This is a genomic window from Citrobacter freundii complex sp. CFNIH9, from assembly GCF_002903305.1.
GTDB lineage: Bacteria > Pseudomonadota > Gammaproteobacteria > Enterobacterales > Enterobacteriaceae > Citrobacter > Citrobacter portucalensis.
Map to the genome: position 1 here is coordinate 3,666,858 of NZ_CP026238.1, position 16,291 is coordinate 3,683,148.

Consider the following 16,291-nt stretch of genomic DNA (forward strand, 5'->3'; position numbering starts at 1 on the left):
TATGCCAATACACGACAAGACTCCACGACCGCAGGAATTTGCTGCGGTCGACCTTGGTTCAAACAGTTTCCATATGGTCATTGCCCGCGTGGTTGATGGCGCAATGCAAATTATTGGGCGACTGAAACAACGCGTACATCTGGCGGATGGCCTCGGCGAAGATAACAAGCTGAGCGAAGAGGCCATGGAGCGCGGGCTAAGCTGTTTATCACTGTTCGCCGAACGTTTGCAGGGGTTTCCTCCATCAAGCGTATGTATCGTGGGAACCCATACTTTGCGTCAGGCACTGAATGCGACTGATTTTCTCAAGCGAGCGGAAAAAGTCATCCCCTACCCAATTGAGATTATTTCCGGCAACGAAGAAGCCCGATTGATCTTTATGGGCGTTGAACATACGCAGCCGGAAAAAGGTCGCAAGCTGGTTATCGATATCGGCGGCGGCTCAACAGAACTGGTGATCGGAGAAGATTTCGAGCCTAAACTGGTCGAAAGCCGCCGTATGGGTTGCGTCAGCTTTGCCCAGATGTATTTCCCGCGCGGTGTAATTAACCGTGAAAACTTCCAGCGTGCCCGCATGGCGGCTGCGCAAAAGCTCGAAACCTTAACCTGGCAGTTTCGCATTCAGGGCTGGAACGTTGCGCTGGGCGCATCGGGCACCATTAAAGCAGCCCATGAAGTGCTGCTGGAGATGGGTGAAAAAGACGGTTTTATCACCCCCGAACGTCTGGACAAGCTGACATCTGAAGTGTTGAAGCACGCGTCATTTGATGCGCTCAGCTTGCCGGGGTTGTCAGAAGAAAGAAAAGCAGTGTTTGTACCCGGACTCGCGATTCTGTGCGGCGTTTTTGACGCGTTAGCTATTCGCGAACTTCGCCTTTCTGATGGTGCGTTACGTGAAGGCGTGCTGTACGAGATGGAAGGCCGTTTTCGCCACCAGGACGTTCGTAGCCGTACCGCCAGCAGCCTGGCGAACCAGTACAACATTGACAGCGAACAGGCCCGGCGCGTACTAGAAACAACGATGCAAATGTACGACCAGTGGCATACGCAGCAGCCAAAGCTGGCCAATCCCCAACTGGAAGCGTTACTGCGTTGGGCAGCAATGCTGCATGAGGTTGGGCTGAACATCAACCACAGCGGTCTGCATCGCCACTCTGCGTATATCTTACAAAACAGCGATCTGCCTGGTTTCAATCAGGAACAACAGCTGATGATGGCAACATTAGTTCGTTATCATCGCAAAGCGATTAAGCTCGACGACTTGCCCCGCTTTACGCTGTTTAAGAAGAAACAGTTTCTGCCGTTAATTCAGCTGCTGCGCCTGGGCGTGCTGTTGAATAATCAGCGTCAGGCGACCACCACACCGCCGACTTTGACCCTGATAACCGACGACAGCCACTGGACCTTACGCTTCCCGCATGACTGGTTTAGCCAAAATGCGCTGGTGCTGCTCGATCTGGAGAAAGAGCAGCAATACTGGGAAGCCGTAACCGGCTGGCGACTCAAAATTGAAGAAGAGAGCTCACCCGATATCGCCGCATAAGATCTCAGCAGGTGTCAGTTCATCTGGCACCTGCTTTTCCAGAGTTTCACTCAACGGCAGTGGCTCACCAATCAGATACCCCTGCATGTAATCAATCCCCAGTGAAATCACCGCACTGCGTATTTCTTCGCTTTCGACGTACTCCGCAACCACCAGCATTCTTTTCATCCGCGCCAGATGGCAAATAGAGGCCACGATTTGGTAGTCGAGGCTGTTCGAAACAATATTGCGAATAAAGCTACCGTCAATTTTCAGGATATCGGCATTCACATTTTTCAGCCGCGCATAGCTGGCATACCCAGTACCAAAATCATCAATCGCAATCTGACAGCCCAGTGATTGCAGTTGCAGCAACGTTGCCTGTGCCTGTTCCGCATTGGTCAAGGCATTGCTTTCCGTCACTTCAAAGATAAGTTGCCATGCTTCAACCTTGTACTTATTCAGTAACTGATTGATGTCATTAGGAAGTCGCGCGCGACATACTGAGGTGGGTGATAAGTTGATAGCAAACCGGTGGGCGGGCATTTTTTCCCGATTCTGCGCCATAAATTTCAACGTATTTTCAATCACCCACAGATCGATACGGGATGACAAACCAAACTCATGGGCTACCGGCAAGAAGTTATCAGGGGCAATAGTTTCACCGTCATCCCCCTCAAGCCGCAGGAGGATTTCGTGATAAACGTCGCCACGCACGCCAAAAATCGGCTGCGCCTTCAGGAAAAAGCGATTGTTCTCCAGTGCCTGCTGAATACGGTTCATCATCGCAACTTTATCTTTCAGGTCGCGTTGCAGGTGCATCACACCACGCCGCTGCAAATTCTCTGGTGAATTGGTTGCCAGCGATAATTCGGCAATGGTACTTAACTCTCCCAGCAACAAATAGATATGGTTAACAGGAGAACGGACATAGCAAAAGCTGATCCCTACCTGCGGTTGCAAAGGCATTCCGTCCCAGACAAAACGAAACTGCTTGATATGCCTGTCCAGTGCTTCAATGCGTTCCTGGTGTAGCTCAGTGTTAAAACGCAGGATTAAATCATTACCTGACAATTGATAGACATGCTCATCCTGTTCAAGCAACGGTGTTATCCACTGAGCCAGTTTTTGCTTGTACTGGATACGCAGCATAATGCCGTAATTTTTCACCAGCAGCTCCATGCCCGGAACACCCAAAAAGCAAAGCACTGACCATGGCGCGTTTTTCAAATCCCGGTTCAAAGCGCGCAAATTCGGAATATGCACCATAGGGTCAAAGAAGGCCAGGCGATGGTTGCGCCGGGTAACAAAACGTTGACGCGTTGCCAGGACAGCAATGAAATTCACGATGAAGGAAAAAACCAGATAACTTGATGAGGTAATGGCAAGCTGCGTATCGTAACCCGAATACCAGGGCATATAGCGCTGATAATAATGAATTGCGGTAATAAGTACAACCGCCCATATCACCGAAATAAATCTATAACCGTAACGCATTGCCCCCCACAGCATGACGGGAAGTAACAGTGACAAGGTATAATTCGTGCTAAATATTGAGCTTTGTTCATTGAGCGGCATACACAACATTGCCATTAGCACAGTCAATATAATCAACCAGACCGCAAACTCTGTTTTAGTCACTTTAGTATCAAACTGCTGCTTTAACTGAGAAAAATAGCCTCTCAGATGCAAGGGGTTGCGAATTGTTCGAATGATGAAATAACACAGCGGCACACCTACAAGATTCCCCGCGAGTATGGACTGATAGTTGATCAATGTGCTTGTATTGAAGGGCATAACGCCCACCATGCCGGATTTGCTTTCATAAACACCCACAAATGCAGCAAACTGGAAGAGTATCAGAAACAGCGTTGCCGGGCAGAAGACCTGCCAGAACATACGCTGAAACATCAGGTGAGAATCCCCGTGGGAAACGTTGTTTCGTCGGGGAGAAAATACTTTATATCCTCCCCAGCTAAGCACGATTGTAACTATAAAGTGCGAAATTATTGAAAGTGTTTCAAATAACCCGACCTGCGGATATTTGTACCAGATAATGGAAATGATAATACCTGGCAATGCCGCCCAGCCAAAAAAAAGCATCAGGCTAATCATCAGCGCTAACGGCAGGTAGAAAAGAATTACGGTCCCCGTACTAATATGGGCATAGGTGGTGGCAGTGCTCAATATAGGCAACAACAAAGAAGGTAAGATGAGAGGTAATGCCCACCATCTATCTCTAATACCAATATAATTTTTATTGAGTTTCATAGATGCTCAGTAGAATCCCACACATCCTGTAGGGGGTATTCAGACAGGCATCCCACCTGACCTTAAAACGATAAAGTAAAATACATCACAATGATTCATCGATTTTAGTTGTCAGCAAAGTGTGATGCTTGATACATATCAAAAAACATCCCCCTCATTCATCAATTATTACTCTTTTCATTATTTTTTATCGTTAATACATTATTCATGCAAATAATAATATTAATTTCCATAACATAAGAAGATAAAACAACTGAAGCAATTTTACATAAGGAAGAATTGACCATTCCCTCTCAGTGTGCCTTAATGTGAATATCGCCCTCAGTTGGGTACACTACAAGGAACCTTTTGTGAGCCAGGTTACCAGCCTACGCAAACGACACCGATTTAACAGTCGCATGATCCGGATCGTACTGCTTATCAGCTTTCTCTTCTTCTTCGGACGCTTCGTCTACTCCGCCATTGGTGCGTGGCATCACCACCAGGACAAAAAAGAATCTCAGCAGACCACTCAGCCGCAACAGACAGCTCCTGCACAAACCGACGAACATTGATCGCTCGCGCCTGTGATACCCCCAGCATTAAGATTCCTTACCGGATGGCTAATCGCCTGACATTTAACCATCCGGTAAGGGATTTGAGTGATGAAACTTTACACACATCCCCCCTCTCTCGCTTAATTATCAGATAATCGGCCGTATTTTTCGCACAAATGCACAATCTTTTCATCCCACTTCACCGCACCATTCGCGCTGATTTTTACGTTCCGGTTTAGCGGACATAAAAAGACAAACAGTGCTCAAATAAACGCTAATTAATATCACCAGCAAATATCACTGACGCAAGCATTTATATTTCGCATGAAAATTAAATAGTTATTTGAATTGTTATCATTTTTAAATACTACAGGGTAATACCATGAGTGGTTTTTTATTATTCCCGAAAATAAGAAGCGGCCTTGAGTGGATCGCCGGGCACAGCGATGCTGTCATTCAATTCGGCTGGAATATCGTTGCCGCCGTGATCTTATTGTTTATCGGTAAATTTATCGCTCGTCTGCTCTCTCGTGGGCTGGAAAAGTTACTGCTTAAACGTAAAGTCGACAGAACGATCATTCAGTTCTTCACCGCGCTGGTACGTTACATTACCCTCGCCTTTTCCGTCGTCGCCGCATTAGGTCGCATCGGTATTGAAACATCCTCCATTATTGCCGTCATCGGTGCCGCCGGACTGGCCATTGGCCTCGCGTTACAAAGCTCGCTTTCCAACTTTGCCGCTGGCGTGCTGTTGGTTTCCCTGCGGCCTTTTCGCGCCGGAGAAGTAGTGCAGATTGGTGCAGTCACCGGAACAGTAGAAAAGGTGCACATCTTCTCCACCACCCTGCTAACCGCGGACAGCAAAGAAGTGGTGATTCCAAACGGTAAGATCATCGCTGACAACATCATTAACTATTCCCGTCACCCTTTTCGTCGTATCGATCTGGTGATTGGTGTGGGTTATCAGAGTCGGATTGCAGAGGTTAAGCAAGTTATTAATCACATTATCGAGCAGGACAGCCGCATCGATAAGCAACGTGGGGTAACCGTTCGTCTGGGCGAACTGGGCGCTTCAGCGTTGAATTTTTACGTGCGCGTATGGGTTCCCAATATCGAATACTGGAACACCTATTACGATCTGCTGGAAAACATTAAAGAGGCGCTGGACGCCAACCACATCGACCTACCCTATCCACAGATGGATGTGCGTATTCAGAATGTCACACCTCAGCAGCAGCCCCAGCTGCAACTGGTCGATTAGCGTACTTTCCTGCAGAACATGCGCCTGAAGTATTTGCTGAAGTATTTTCTGAAATGCGTGCAATAAAAAACCCTCTATAAACAGAGGGTTTTTTGCATATTACCGGTTCAAAAAACCGCTAACGGAAAGGGATATCATTCCCACTCAATGGTAGCTGGCGGCTTACCGCTGATGTCGTACACCACGCGGGAAATACCGTTCACTTCGTTGATAATGCGGTTAGAGACGCGGCCTAAGAAGTCATACGGCAGGTGTGCCCAGTGCGCGGTCATAAAGTCGATGGTTTCGACCGCACGCAGGGAAACAACCCAGTCGTACTTGCGGCCATCGCCCATCACACCAACGGAACGAACCGGCAGGAACACAGTGAACGCCTGGCTTACCTTGTTGTACAGGTCAGCTTTGTGCAGCTCTTCAATGAAGATAGCATCCGCGCGACGCAGCAGGTCGCAGTACTCTTTCTTCACTTCGCCAAGCACACGCACGCCCAGACCCGGTCCCGGGAACGGGTGACGGTACAGCATGTCGTACGGCAGGCCCAGCTCCAGACCAATCTTACGCACTTCGTCTTTGAACAGCTCACGCAGCGGTTCAACCAGACCCATCTTCATCTCTTTCGGCAAACCGCCCACGTTGTGGTGAGATTTGATAACGTGCGCTTTGCCGGTGGCAGATGCCGCGGATTCGATCACGTCCGGGTAGATGGTGCCCTGCGCCAGCCACTTAACGTCTTCCAGCTTCAGCGCTTCTTCATCGAATACTTCCACGAATACGCGGCCAATGATTTTACGTTTAGCTTCTGGGTCGTTCTCGCCTTTCAGCGCGTCCAGGAAACGCTTTTCGCCTTCCACGTGAACGATGTTCAGGCCAAAGTGGTCGCCGAACATATCCATCACCTGCTGAGCTTCGTTGAGACGCAGCAGACCGTTGTCGACGAACACGCAGGTCAGGTTTTTACCGATTGCACGGTGCAGCAGCATCGCGGTCACGGAGGAGTCAACGCCGCCGGACAGACCGAGGATAACTTTATCATTGCCAACCTGCTCACGAATGCGGGCAACGGCGTCATCGATAATTTTTGCCGGCGTCCACAGCGCTTCACACTGGCAGATGTCGCGCACAAAACGCTCCAGCATGCGCATGCCCTGACGGGTGTGGGTAACTTCCGGGTGGAACTGCACGCCGTAGAAGCGTTTTTCTTCGTGCGCCATGATAGCGAACGGGCAGCTGTCGGTGCTGGCAACGGTCACGAAACCTTCCGGAATGGCGGTCACTTTGTCGCCGTGGCTCATCCACACGTCCAGCAGCGGTTTGCCGTCTGCGGTCAGGGAGTCTTCAATACCACGGACAAGCGCGCTGTCGGTCTGAACTTCAACCTGCGCATAGCCGAATTCACGTTCGTTAGAACCTTCAACATGACCACCGAGCTGCATTGCCATGGTCTGCATGCCGTAGCACACGCCGAACACCGGCACGCCCGCATTGAAAACGTATTCCGGCGCACGCGGACTGTTTTCTTCGGTGGTACTTTCCGGACCACCGGAAAGAATGATACCGCTTGGGTTGAATTCGCGAATTTGTGCTTCCGTAACATCCCATGCCCACAGTTCACAGTAGACGCCCAGTTCACGTACGCGACGTGCAACCAGCTGAGTGTACTGCGAGCCGAAATCGAGGATGAGAATGCGATGTTTATGAATATTGTCTGTCATTGACGCTAATTCCGAGGCAAGTGAAACAAATTCGCCCGGCATATAGCCGGGCGCGGAAACTTATCAGGAGCCCATGCGGTAGTTAGGGGACTCTTTGGTGATGGTCACATCGTGAACGTGACTTTCCTGAATACCCGCACCGCTGATGCGTACAAACTCTGCTTTCGTTCGCAGCGCGTCGATAGTACCACAGCCGGTCAGACCCATACAGGAGCGCAGGCCGCCCATCTGCTGGTGAATGATCTCTTTCAGGCGACCTTTATAGGCAACGCGACCTTCGATACCTTCCGGGACCAGTTTGTCAGCAGCGTTATCGCTCTGGAAGTAACGGTCAGAAGACCCTTTGGACATCGCGCCCAGAGAACCCATACCGCGGTAAGATTTGTAAGAACGGCCCTGGTACAGTTCGATTTCGCCCGGGGATTCTTCAGTACCCGCCAGCATGGAGCCAACCATCACTGCGGCAGCACCAGCAGCAATCGCTTTAGCGATGTCGCCGGAGAAACGAATACCGCCGTCGGCGATAACCGGAATACCGGTGCCTTCCAGCGCTTCAACGGCATCAGAAACGGCAGTGATCTGCGGAACACCGACGCCGGTCACGATACGGGTAGTACAGATGGAGCCAGGGCCGATACCCACTTTAACTGCGCTGCAGCCAGCTTCAGCAAGCGCGCGAGCACCTGCGCCCGTAGCAACGTTACCGCCGATGATCTGCAGGTCAGGATATTTAGCGCGAGTTTCACGGATACGCTGCAGAACGCCTTCAGAGTGGCCGTGAGAGGAGTCAATCAGCAGAACGTCTACGCCAGCGGCAACCAGCGCGTCTACACGCTCTTCGTTACCTGCGCCAGCACCTACCGCTGCACCAACGCGCAGACGACCATGCTCGTCTTTACAGGCGTTAGGTTTACGTTCTGCTTTCTGGAAATCTTTTACGGTGATCATGCCGAGCAGGTGGAAGCTGTCATCAACAACCAGCGCTTTCTCAACGCGTTTTTCGTGCATTTTGGCAAAAACGACATCGCGCGCTTCGCCTTCACGAACGGTCACCAGACGCTCTTTTGGCGTCATATATACGCTAACCGGCTGGTTCAGGTCAGTCACAAAACGCACGTCACGGCCGGTGATGATGCCGACCAGTTCGTTATCTTCAGTCACTACCGGGTAGCCAGCAAAGCCGTTACGCTCGGTCAGTTCTTTCACTTCGCGCAGAGTAGTGGTTGGCAGTACGGTCTGTGGGTCAGTTACCACGCCAGATTCGTGTTTCTTCACGCGGCGAACTTCTTCAGCCTGGCGCTCGATGGACATGTTTTTGTGGATAAAACCGATGCCGCCTTCCTGGGCCAGGGCAATTGCCAGGCGCGCTTCCGTCACGGTGTCCATTGCTGCGGAGAGCATAGGAATGTTCAGGCGAATGGTTTTCGTCAACTGGGTGCTGAGGTCAGCAGTATTCGGCAGAACGGTAGAATGAGCGGGAACGAGGAGGACGTCGTCAAACGTCAGGGCTTCTTTTGCGATACGTAGCATGGGCAATATCTCACCTGGGAGGTTATTAAATATTGCCGCGGCATTATACAGAGCGTAACCGATTGCATCCACACTTTTTTGCAAAAAAACCTTGCGCTCCTCTGTGAGCATGTTACTTTCGACTGAATAACTTGCTGATTTAGAATTTGATCCCGCTCACATGTTATCCTCTCAGACCACCTCAATTTTTACCGTAAGCCGCCTAAATCAGACGGTTCGTTTGCTGCTTGAGCAGGAAATGGGACAAGTTTGGATCAGCGGTGAAATCTCGAATTTCACTCAGCCGTCCTCCGGTCACTGGTATTTCACGCTCAAAGATGACACCGCCCAGGTACGCTGCGCGATGTTTCGCAACAGCAATCGACGGGTAACGTTCCGCCCGCAGCACGGTCAGCAGGTCCTGGTACGCGCCAACATTACGTTGTACGAACCGCGTGGCGACTATCAGATAATTGTTGAGAGCATGCAGCCAGCTGGTGAAGGCTTGTTGCAGCAAAAATATGAGCAACTCAAAGCCAAACTGCAGGCTGAAGGGCTATTCGATCAGCAGTTCAAAAAATCACTACCCTCTCCGGCTCACTGCGTTGGGGTCATTACCTCGAAAACCGGGGCTGCGCTGCACGACATTCTCCACGTGCTGAAGCGCCGTGACCCATCCCTGCCCGTTATTATCTACCCGACCGCTGTCCAGGGCGACGATGCGCCAGGACAGATCGTTCGCGCCATTGAGCTGGCGAACGCGCGGGGCGAGTGCGATGTGCTTATCGTCGGGCGCGGCGGCGGTTCTCTGGAAGATTTGTGGAGTTTTAACGACGAACGCGTAGCACGGGCAATCTTTGCCAGCCGCATTCCGGTAGTAAGCGCCGTCGGCCACGAAACAGATGTCACTATTGCCGATTTTATTGCAGATTTACGGGCGCCTACGCCATCAGCAGCGGCGGAAATTGTTAGCCGCAATCAACTGGAACTGCTGCGTCAAATTCAGCATGGCCAGCAGCGTCTGGAGATGGCGATGGACTACTACATCGCCAACCGTACTCGTCGCTTTACCCAGCTTCATCACCGTTTGCAACAGCAACATCCGCAACTGCGTCTGGCCCGTCAGCAGACCGTGCTGGAGCGGCTGCGTCAGAGGATGAATTTCGCCCTTGAGAATAAGATTAAGCAGGCCAATCAGCGCCAACAGCGCGTAAGTCAACGCCTGAGCCAGCAAAACCCACAGCCGCGAATTTATCGGGCGCAAACCCGTATTCAGCAACTGGAGTACCGTCTGGCAGAGAATATCCGCGCGCGTTTAAGTGCACAGCGAGAACGCTTCGGTAATGTGGTGACGCATCTTGAAGCGGTGAGTCCTCTCTCGACGCTCGCTCGCGGCTATAGCGTCACTACCGCGACCGACGGCAAAGTGCTGAAGCAGACCAAACAGGTAAAAACCGGTGATGTGCTCACTACCCGCCTGTCAGACGGCTGGGTAGAGAGCGAAGTGAAAGGCGTAACGACGGCAAAGAAAACGCGTAAGAAAAAGCCAGATTAGACCGGCACAAACTCCACACGTTTCTTCGAGATCAGACCATGGCCATTCTGACAGAAGTAGTCCACCGCCCCGCAGGCTTTTAACACCTGGAGTGGCTGATGGCACTCCGGGCAGCGCGCTTCTAACGGAATATCTTTTTTACAGTTTTCACAGTGTGCCACACCGTTTTGTGGTTCCAGTTCTGCATGACAATCCGGGCAGGTCATCGACATGGTGACTCCTTTAAATGGCGTTCAATTCTGCGCTAATTTTACCATGATACGCTTAGTGTGAACCACGCAACTGTTGCTGTAGGATCAGTAATCGTTCTACCTCATCCAGCCTGCGCTGCGTCGTGCGGCTCACCTCCTGCGGGCTGCGTTCAAACAGACTTTGCGTCCCCAGAATATGTTCCGCCAGACAATGGGCATAAATCGTACCAGGCAGACACCAGCGTTGCACAACATCACCGTCAATCAATTCGAGCACATCGTCGGCACCCCGTCGGTCGTAGCTGATGATACGCCCATCACGCAGATAAAGGCGCAGACCTTTTTGTCCGCCAGCAGGCCCCGCGTATTTATTCAGCCAGATATCCAACGGTACACCGCTAATCAGTCCTTGCAGATGCGCCTCTCCTTCAGCCGTGGTCAGGTCACCCTGGATGATGTTACGTCCCAGACGGTCTTTAGCGCTCTTCACCTGCAGGGTCATGCTGTCATTACCGCCCAGGTAACGCACTGTTTCACGCAGCATGGCCAGTACGTGTGTGCCAATGTCCAGAATCACACCGTCCGGGTGGCGAAGCTCACGCGTATCTGGCTCACCAGTGGCAAAGTTGAGCGCGATCGGCTCTCCTGTAGCGTTATATCCGCTCGGCTCCTGCAAAAAACCGTCGATTTTAACAACGTCTGAAAAGTGAGAGACAAGTGCCTGTTGTGGGTTATCGCCCTGCCACTGCGCACCGAGTTTTCCCAATGCCAGCTGCATTGCGCCATTGCGCGCCATCCAGTGGTCGAGCGCCAGCACACGGTCGGCAGCGTCGGGTTGCTCCAGCAGCTTTTTCAGTTTTTCAATTTGGGAAAGCGTGGCAACAATCGGTTTTTCAACCACGATTCGTGCGATGGGAGCGGCCAGCGCCTGTTCAAGCACATCGAGATGATGCAGGGATGCGGTGGTGATAAACAGGGTATCAAGCGGTGTTGCAAGAAGTTTAGCGAGCGATGCACAGCGTGTCACACCAGCGGGCTGTTTTGCGGGTTGCACGTCAAATCCCACACAGCACAGGGAATCACCGTAAAGTTTACGCAATGCGGGCAAGTATGCCGTTTCAACGACTGCGCCAAGCCCAACAAACCCTAACAGCATGTTCTCACCTCGTAAATGAATTGGCCGGGACATCACGTCTGCCCCGGCACAATCGAGGTGTTATCAGGCGCTAGTAGCCGGTTTAGTTTGCGTATTCTCCAGCATGCGACGGATCGGCACAATGAGGACGATCAGTACCGCGGCGCAGATAAGCAACGCAATCGAGCAGCGAGCGAAGAGATCCGGCAGCATATCCAGTTGGTCGGCCTTCACATGACCACCAATCAGACCTGCGGCCAGGTTACCCAGCGCACTGGCGCAGAACCACAGGCCCATCATCTGCCCGCGCATTCTTTCCGGAGCCAGCAGCGTCATGGTCGCCAGACCGATCGGGCTCAGGCACAACTCACCAAGCGTCAGCATCAGGATACTGCCCACCAGCCAGAATGGGGAGACGCCTGCGCCACCGTTACTGAGAACGTTTTGCGCTGCCAGCATCATCAGACCAAAGCCTGCAGCGGCACAGAGAATACCGATAACGAACTTGGTGATGCTGCTCGGGCGAATATTCATGCTCGCCAGTTTCGGCCACGCCCAGCTGAATACCGGTGCCAACAGAATGATAAACAGTGCGTTTATCGATTGGAACCAGACCGCCGGGATTTCAAAATCGCCGATCATACGGTTAGTGTAGTCGTTAGCGAACAGGTTGAACGAGGTTGGCTTCTGCTCAAATGCAGACCAGAAGAACGCGGCGGAAACCAGCAGGATAAAGCAGACCAGCAGTCTGGCGCGCTCTTTGCGGTTCAGACCAGCAAAGACAAACAGGTAGATAAAATAAAGCGCGACGGAGGCGGCAATCACATACACCAGCATACTGGCAACCGCGACCGGATTTATCACAATCACGCCCTGCGCAATCAGCGTAACGATAACAGCTACGCCGACGGCCAGCGCCAGCAGCCATGCGCCCACACCGTTACGTTTCACTACCGGGCTGTTCCAGGTTGAGTCCAGACCCACTTCGCTGTCATAACGTTTCATCGATGGAACGGCAAACACGCGGAAGATGATCAACGCCACCAGCATCCCGATACCACCGATGCCAAAGCCCCAGTGCCAACCGTGGGATTTAATCAGCCAGCCGGAGATCAGCGGCGCGATAAACGATCCCATATTGATGCCCATATAGAACAGCGAGAAACCGCCGTCGCGACGCGCATCGCCTTTTTTATACAGCGTGCCAACCATCACTGAGATACAGGTTTTAAACAGACCGGAACCGAGCACGATAAACATCAGGCCGATAAAGAACAGGTTGTTCCCCATAATGGCCGAGAGCGCGATCGACAAGTGACCGAGCGCAATCAAAATGGAACCGTACCACACCGCTTTCTGTTGGCCGAGCCAGTTATCCGCCAGCCAGCCACCTGGCAGCGCGGCGAGATACATCGTACCGGCAAAGATACCCACAATCGCCGAGGCATTTTCACGCGCCAGCCCCATGCCGCCGTCATAAACGGTAGCAGCCATAAACAGGATCAGTAACGGGCGAATGCCGTAAAACGAGAAGCGCTCCCACATCTCTGTGAAGAACAGCGAGCCGAGCGGGTAAGGATGACCGAAGAAAGTTCGGCTTTCTTTTTGATTAACAGAGGATTGCATAATTCTCCCGAAAGTTATGTCGTCGTGCGTGTAAACACCGCGATGTACGCCAGCCAGTTACGTATCTGACCGATTTTTTACATGCGGCGAAAAGTTATTTAACCATTTGATAACCTAAGGCTAGTTTTGTCTAGTACCAGCCCCCGGACTTTAAGATGAAAACTCGACAAATGTCTACTTTCTTAGATTTAAACTTGGCAAAAAACGAATAGTGATTGACTTTACACAGGGGGAGATCAGCAATGGGCAGACGAAAAAAAACCCGCGACAAGCGCGGGTTTTTATCTGCATCAGCAACAGTTACTTGCTTTTTTTAATGTGAATAGCAAATACATGGGTAACACTATTGATATATATAGGTTTATTCCAGAGGAAAATATATATGTGTACACTCTTGAGTACACACAAATCAACAGTGCTACTCATTTCTCGCTCGCAGCCTCTCCCAATCAGGCCGGGGAGATTTCTATATGATGCCACTTTTCATAAATCATTTTTACTTCATGTGTACTTAGAAAGCGTTAGTTCAGTTGGTTCAGTTGGTTCAATTTGTAAGGACGCTTGTTTTTAAACGTGTTATTTCAAAAAAGTGAACCAACACACCCCATTTTTGAACCAACAAAAAGAGGCCGTGAACCAACACGCCGCTCAAAATCTTCTATTTAGTGGGAAACCCACCAGCACAGGGCTTGTCTGATGCTGGTTTAGTGCTGATCACCTCGCGCGCCGTGGCGCTGGTTTGCTCCACCTATATGCAGGGCCGGTCATCATTTCTCGGTACCGCCTGGCTAATACAGGCCCCTCTGCCAGTTGGCGCTTTAATTCCCGCAGTTCTGCCGGGCTGAGCTGGTGGCCGTCATGCTCCAGCTTGGCAATGGTCAGCAACTCGATTTCGCGTGGTGTCATGGGGTCTCCCTATGGTGGTGATCGGCATTATATTGCCAGCCAGGGTGATACTTCACTGGCCTGAGCCGTTATGCGTTAACTCCAGGTGCTATGCCTTAAGTTACCGCTTAACATGCCTGTTCCGGTGGTAACTTTTTTGGTAACCACCCTTTCGCTGGAAACCTGTCTGGAAACCTCGCGCTTGGAAACCTCTTAACCTGACTGCAGATCCGGCGACCAACGTCGGGTATTCATCTCAATGCTGCCGTTCTGGTGGATACCGGAGTGGATACCTCGCGCTTGGATACCAGCTCGCCTTCACCATTTGCGAGCCAATGCCAATGGCTCACAAACGATAGCGCCACAGCAGGCCAAACCCTGCGAACCTGAGTGCGAACCTGCAGCTGCGAACCATTGAGGCGGCTTCCAATGGCTGGTGGACGTACTGGATATTTATCAGGCCCGCCGCAACCATAACAATCCATAACAGGCGCAGCGCACTAACAATTACTAATAGGTCCGCTCGCAACACTAAGTTTGACTAAGCCCTGACTGCAAAATGCCCATTTTGAATGTTAGGTTTTATAAGGTTTCTTTATGGACTCCGAAAACTCGCATACTGCTCGCGTAGTGATGTCGGAAAAATCTTCGCTGTATAGTGACGTCAGATAAATCTTTCCCACGTTCCGCTCGCGTGGTGACCGTAAGAAAACCTTTGGGGGTCTGCCTCGTACTGGTCACGAAACTCCATGCGATGGGCCTCTCCGCTATTCTGCGCCTTCAGTGATGTCCAGTTAATCTTCAATCGGCGGACTTTTCCGCCGGTCGACTTCGCGCGCGCGTACTGTTGCATAAAGTCGCCTTCCTCGCGTAGTGACCCCCATTTAATCTTCGCGCCTCATGTGGTGACCCCACAAAAATCTTCCCAGCTCGCATAGTGAGGTAATTAAAACCTTCGCGCGCGTATTGCTCGTGAAACTACCCCGCTTCGCGTAGTGATCACCGATAAATCTTCGCGTGTGCGTAATGGGCACAAAACCTCTTGTGCTCGTGTAGTGACCCCAGATAAACCTTCACACGGGCGCGTACTTGTCGCGAAATCCCATTCGGCAAGGTTTGAGCGGGCAATCACATTAGTGTGCGTTTGGAGCGTCACTGCTCACTGGTAGGGTTAGGGTAATCTTAGGGTGGTAGGGATGTAGCTCTCAGGTCCCGGGTAAAAAAAAGCCCGGCGAACCGGGCGTGTTAGTTAGTTGGGCGCTTTGGGGTCAACATTGAACCGTTTATCCCCTTCAGTATTTTGCCCCGCGTAGCTGGCAGCTATTCGCGCAAGTCCTTTGTAATCAGCGATCCCGTCAGACTGCTGCGAAACAACAGAACTGCCAACTTTCCAAAGCATGTTTGCCTGTTTGTTGTTGAGATACGCCTTTACATCAAATGACTGAAGCATCACTCCCGCACCATAAAACGTGTCTGTCACAGTCGTATTGTACGCGCCAGTGATTCCATAGGTGGGGGTATAAACCGTAGTGGCAGAGCCAGTGGTATTAGCAGTGCCGTATCCACCGCCATAGCTGTTAAATGTTGTATTGGCGCTTCCGTATGTTGTAGCTGAGCTAACACCGGTTTGCCCATACACCGGAACAGTGACATTGCGAGTATTGGATACAGCACCGCTTCTCATAAAGTTTAAGAGAATTGCCTGATCAGCCAATTTCTCATCTTTTACCTGAGTATATCCCTGGCTCGATAAGGTAGCCGCTACCACCGCTGCTATTTGAGTGTATTCAATCTGTTTAGTATTCCAGAGCTCTTGGCTTGCTGGGATGATCACGAACTTCTTACCTACCGATTGCCCGGAAGATAAAGCATTAACAGTTACCAATGGTTTCTGTGCGCACCCAGCCAATAATGACAGAGCAAATAGCACTATGAGCTTTTTAAGCATGACGATCTCACCCAAGAATTGTGTGGTTGTAAATTTATCATCACTGTAAGCAAATGTAAGCAGCGTATTTATGATGTAGCAGTTAATTATGAGAGTTAGTTCAATATCACCATCGCGCATCACAGGCCCTCCTTGGCCTT

The 16,291-nt window shown here is 51.1% G+C and carries 12 protein-coding genes; 4 read left to right on the forward strand and 8 right to left on the reverse strand.

Annotation, left to right across the window (positions count from 1 at the left end; translation table 11 throughout):
- Position 1 precedes the first annotated feature (1 nt).
- The gene (gene ppx, locus C2U43_RS18770; RefSeq protein WP_032944195.1) at positions 2-1,543 is read left to right on the forward strand and encodes an exopolyphosphatase; all 1,542 of its coding nucleotides are present in this window, start codon (positions 2-4) and stop codon (positions 1,541-1,543) included.
- Here the strand turns inward: ppx and C2U43_RS18775 are convergent.
- On the reverse strand, positions 1,523-3,793 hold the full coding sequence (locus C2U43_RS18775) for a bifunctional diguanylate cyclase/phosphodiesterase (protein ID WP_103285625.1): 2,271 nt from the start codon (positions 3,791-3,793) through the stop codon (positions 1,523-1,525). The genes ppx and C2U43_RS18775 overlap by 21 nt on opposite strands.
- 350 nt (positions 3,794-4,143) lie before the next feature.
- On the opposite strand from C2U43_RS18775, the gene C2U43_RS18780 reads away from it, so the two are divergent.
- Together C2U43_RS18780 and mscS are read left to right on the forward strand one after the other, a co-directional pair.
- Entirely contained in the window at positions 4,144-4,347 is a 204-nt protein-coding gene (locus C2U43_RS18780) for a YfgG family protein (RefSeq protein WP_008785446.1), read from the forward strand.
- A gap of 364 nt (positions 4,348-4,711) precedes the next feature.
- A complete protein-coding gene (mscS, locus tag C2U43_RS18785) occupies positions 4,712-5,590 on the forward strand; it encodes a small-conductance mechanosensitive channel MscS (protein WP_048234740.1) in 879 nt (292 codons plus the stop codon).
- 134 nt (positions 5,591-5,724) lie between these two features.
- Here the strand turns inward: mscS and guaA are convergent, their stop codons facing one another.
- Both guaA and guaB read right to left on the reverse strand, forming a co-directional pair.
- Positions 5,725-7,302: a glutamine-hydrolyzing GMP synthase gene (gene guaA, locus C2U43_RS18790; RefSeq protein ID WP_008785448.1), complete on the reverse strand. Its 1,578-nt coding sequence runs from the start codon at positions 7,300-7,302 to the stop codon at positions 5,725-5,727.
- 63 nt (positions 7,303-7,365) lie between these two features.
- Positions 7,366-8,832 (reverse strand): IMP dehydrogenase, encoded by a 1,467-nt coding sequence (guaB, locus tag C2U43_RS18795; RefSeq protein ID WP_003037756.1) that lies wholly within the window; start codon positions 8,830-8,832, stop codon positions 7,366-7,368.
- A gap of 160 nt (positions 8,833-8,992) precedes the next feature.
- Here guaB and xseA point away from each other — a divergent pair, with 160 nt between their 5' ends.
- Complete coding sequence (xseA, locus tag C2U43_RS18800; RefSeq protein ID WP_032944201.1) at positions 8,993-10,366, forward strand: exodeoxyribonuclease VII large subunit; 1,374 nt, start codon at positions 8,993-8,995, stop codon at positions 10,364-10,366.
- Here xseA and C2U43_RS18805 read toward each other — a convergent pair.
- From C2U43_RS18805 to C2U43_RS18830, 5 genes are all read right to left on the reverse strand, one after another.
- Complete coding sequence (locus C2U43_RS18805; protein ID WP_003835160.1) at positions 10,363-10,578, reverse strand: zinc ribbon domain-containing protein; 216 nt, start codon at positions 10,576-10,578, stop codon at positions 10,363-10,365. The two genes, xseA and C2U43_RS18805, sit on opposite strands and share 4 nt — an antisense overlap.
- A gap of 52 nt (positions 10,579-10,630) precedes the next feature.
- Entirely contained in the window at positions 10,631-11,713 is a 1,083-nt protein-coding gene (locus C2U43_RS18810) for a Gfo/Idh/MocA family oxidoreductase (RefSeq protein WP_103285626.1), read from the reverse strand.
- A gap of 63 nt (positions 11,714-11,776) precedes the next feature.
- The gene (locus C2U43_RS18815; RefSeq protein ID WP_003835166.1) at positions 11,777-13,318 is read right to left on the reverse strand and encodes a peptide MFS transporter; all 1,542 of its coding nucleotides are present in this window, start codon (positions 13,316-13,318) and stop codon (positions 11,777-11,779) included.
- A gap of 714 nt (positions 13,319-14,032) precedes the next feature.
- A complete protein-coding gene (locus tag C2U43_RS29830; protein ID WP_088183683.1) occupies positions 14,033-14,224 on the reverse strand; it encodes a hypothetical protein in 192 nt (63 codons plus the stop codon).
- A gap of 1,228 nt (positions 14,225-15,452) precedes the next feature.
- The gene (locus C2U43_RS18830) at positions 15,453-16,271 is read right to left on the reverse strand and encodes a hypothetical protein (protein ID WP_233899545.1); all 819 of its coding nucleotides are present in this window, start codon (positions 16,269-16,271) and stop codon (positions 15,453-15,455) included.
- Between the last annotated feature and the right edge of the window lie 20 nt (positions 16,272-16,291).

Bases quoted from the DNA above. Each gene is read 5' to 3' on its own strand.
- C2U43_RS18815 (WP_003835166.1), bottom strand. From the start codon at position 13,318: ATGCAATCCTCTGTTAATCAAAAAGAAAGCCGAACTTTCTTCGGTCAT.
- xseA (WP_032944201.1), top strand. From the start codon at position 8,993: ATGTTATCCTCTCAGACCACCTCAATTTTTACCGTAAGCCGCCTAAAT.
- C2U43_RS18805 (WP_003835160.1), bottom strand. From the start codon at position 10,578: ATGTCGATGACCTGCCCGGATTGTCATGCAGAACTGGAACCACAAAAC.
- C2U43_RS18810 (WP_103285626.1), bottom strand. From the start codon at position 11,713: ATGCTGTTAGGGTTTGTTGGGCTTGGCGCAGTCGTTGAAACGGCATAC.
- mscS (WP_048234740.1), top strand. From the start codon at position 4,712: ATGAGTGGTTTTTTATTATTCCCGAAAATAAGAAGCGGCCTTGAGTGG.
- C2U43_RS18830 (WP_233899545.1), bottom strand. From the start codon at position 16,271: ATGCGCGATGGTGATATTGAACTAACTCTCATAATTAACTGCTACATC.
- C2U43_RS29830 (WP_088183683.1), bottom strand. From the start codon at position 14,224: ATGACACCACGCGAAATCGAGTTGCTGACCATTGCCAAGCTGGAGCAT.
- guaA (WP_008785448.1), bottom strand. From the start codon at position 7,302: ATGACAGACAATATTCATAAACATCGCATTCTCATCCTCGATTTCGGC.
- ppx (WP_032944195.1), top strand. From the start codon at position 2: ATGCCAATACACGACAAGACTCCACGACCGCAGGAATTTGCTGCGGTC.
- guaB (WP_003037756.1), bottom strand. From the start codon at position 8,832: ATGCTACGTATCGCAAAAGAAGCCCTGACGTTTGACGACGTCCTCCTC.
- C2U43_RS18775 (WP_103285625.1), bottom strand. From the start codon at position 3,793: ATGAAACTCAATAAAAATTATATTGGTATTAGAGATAGATGGTGGGCA.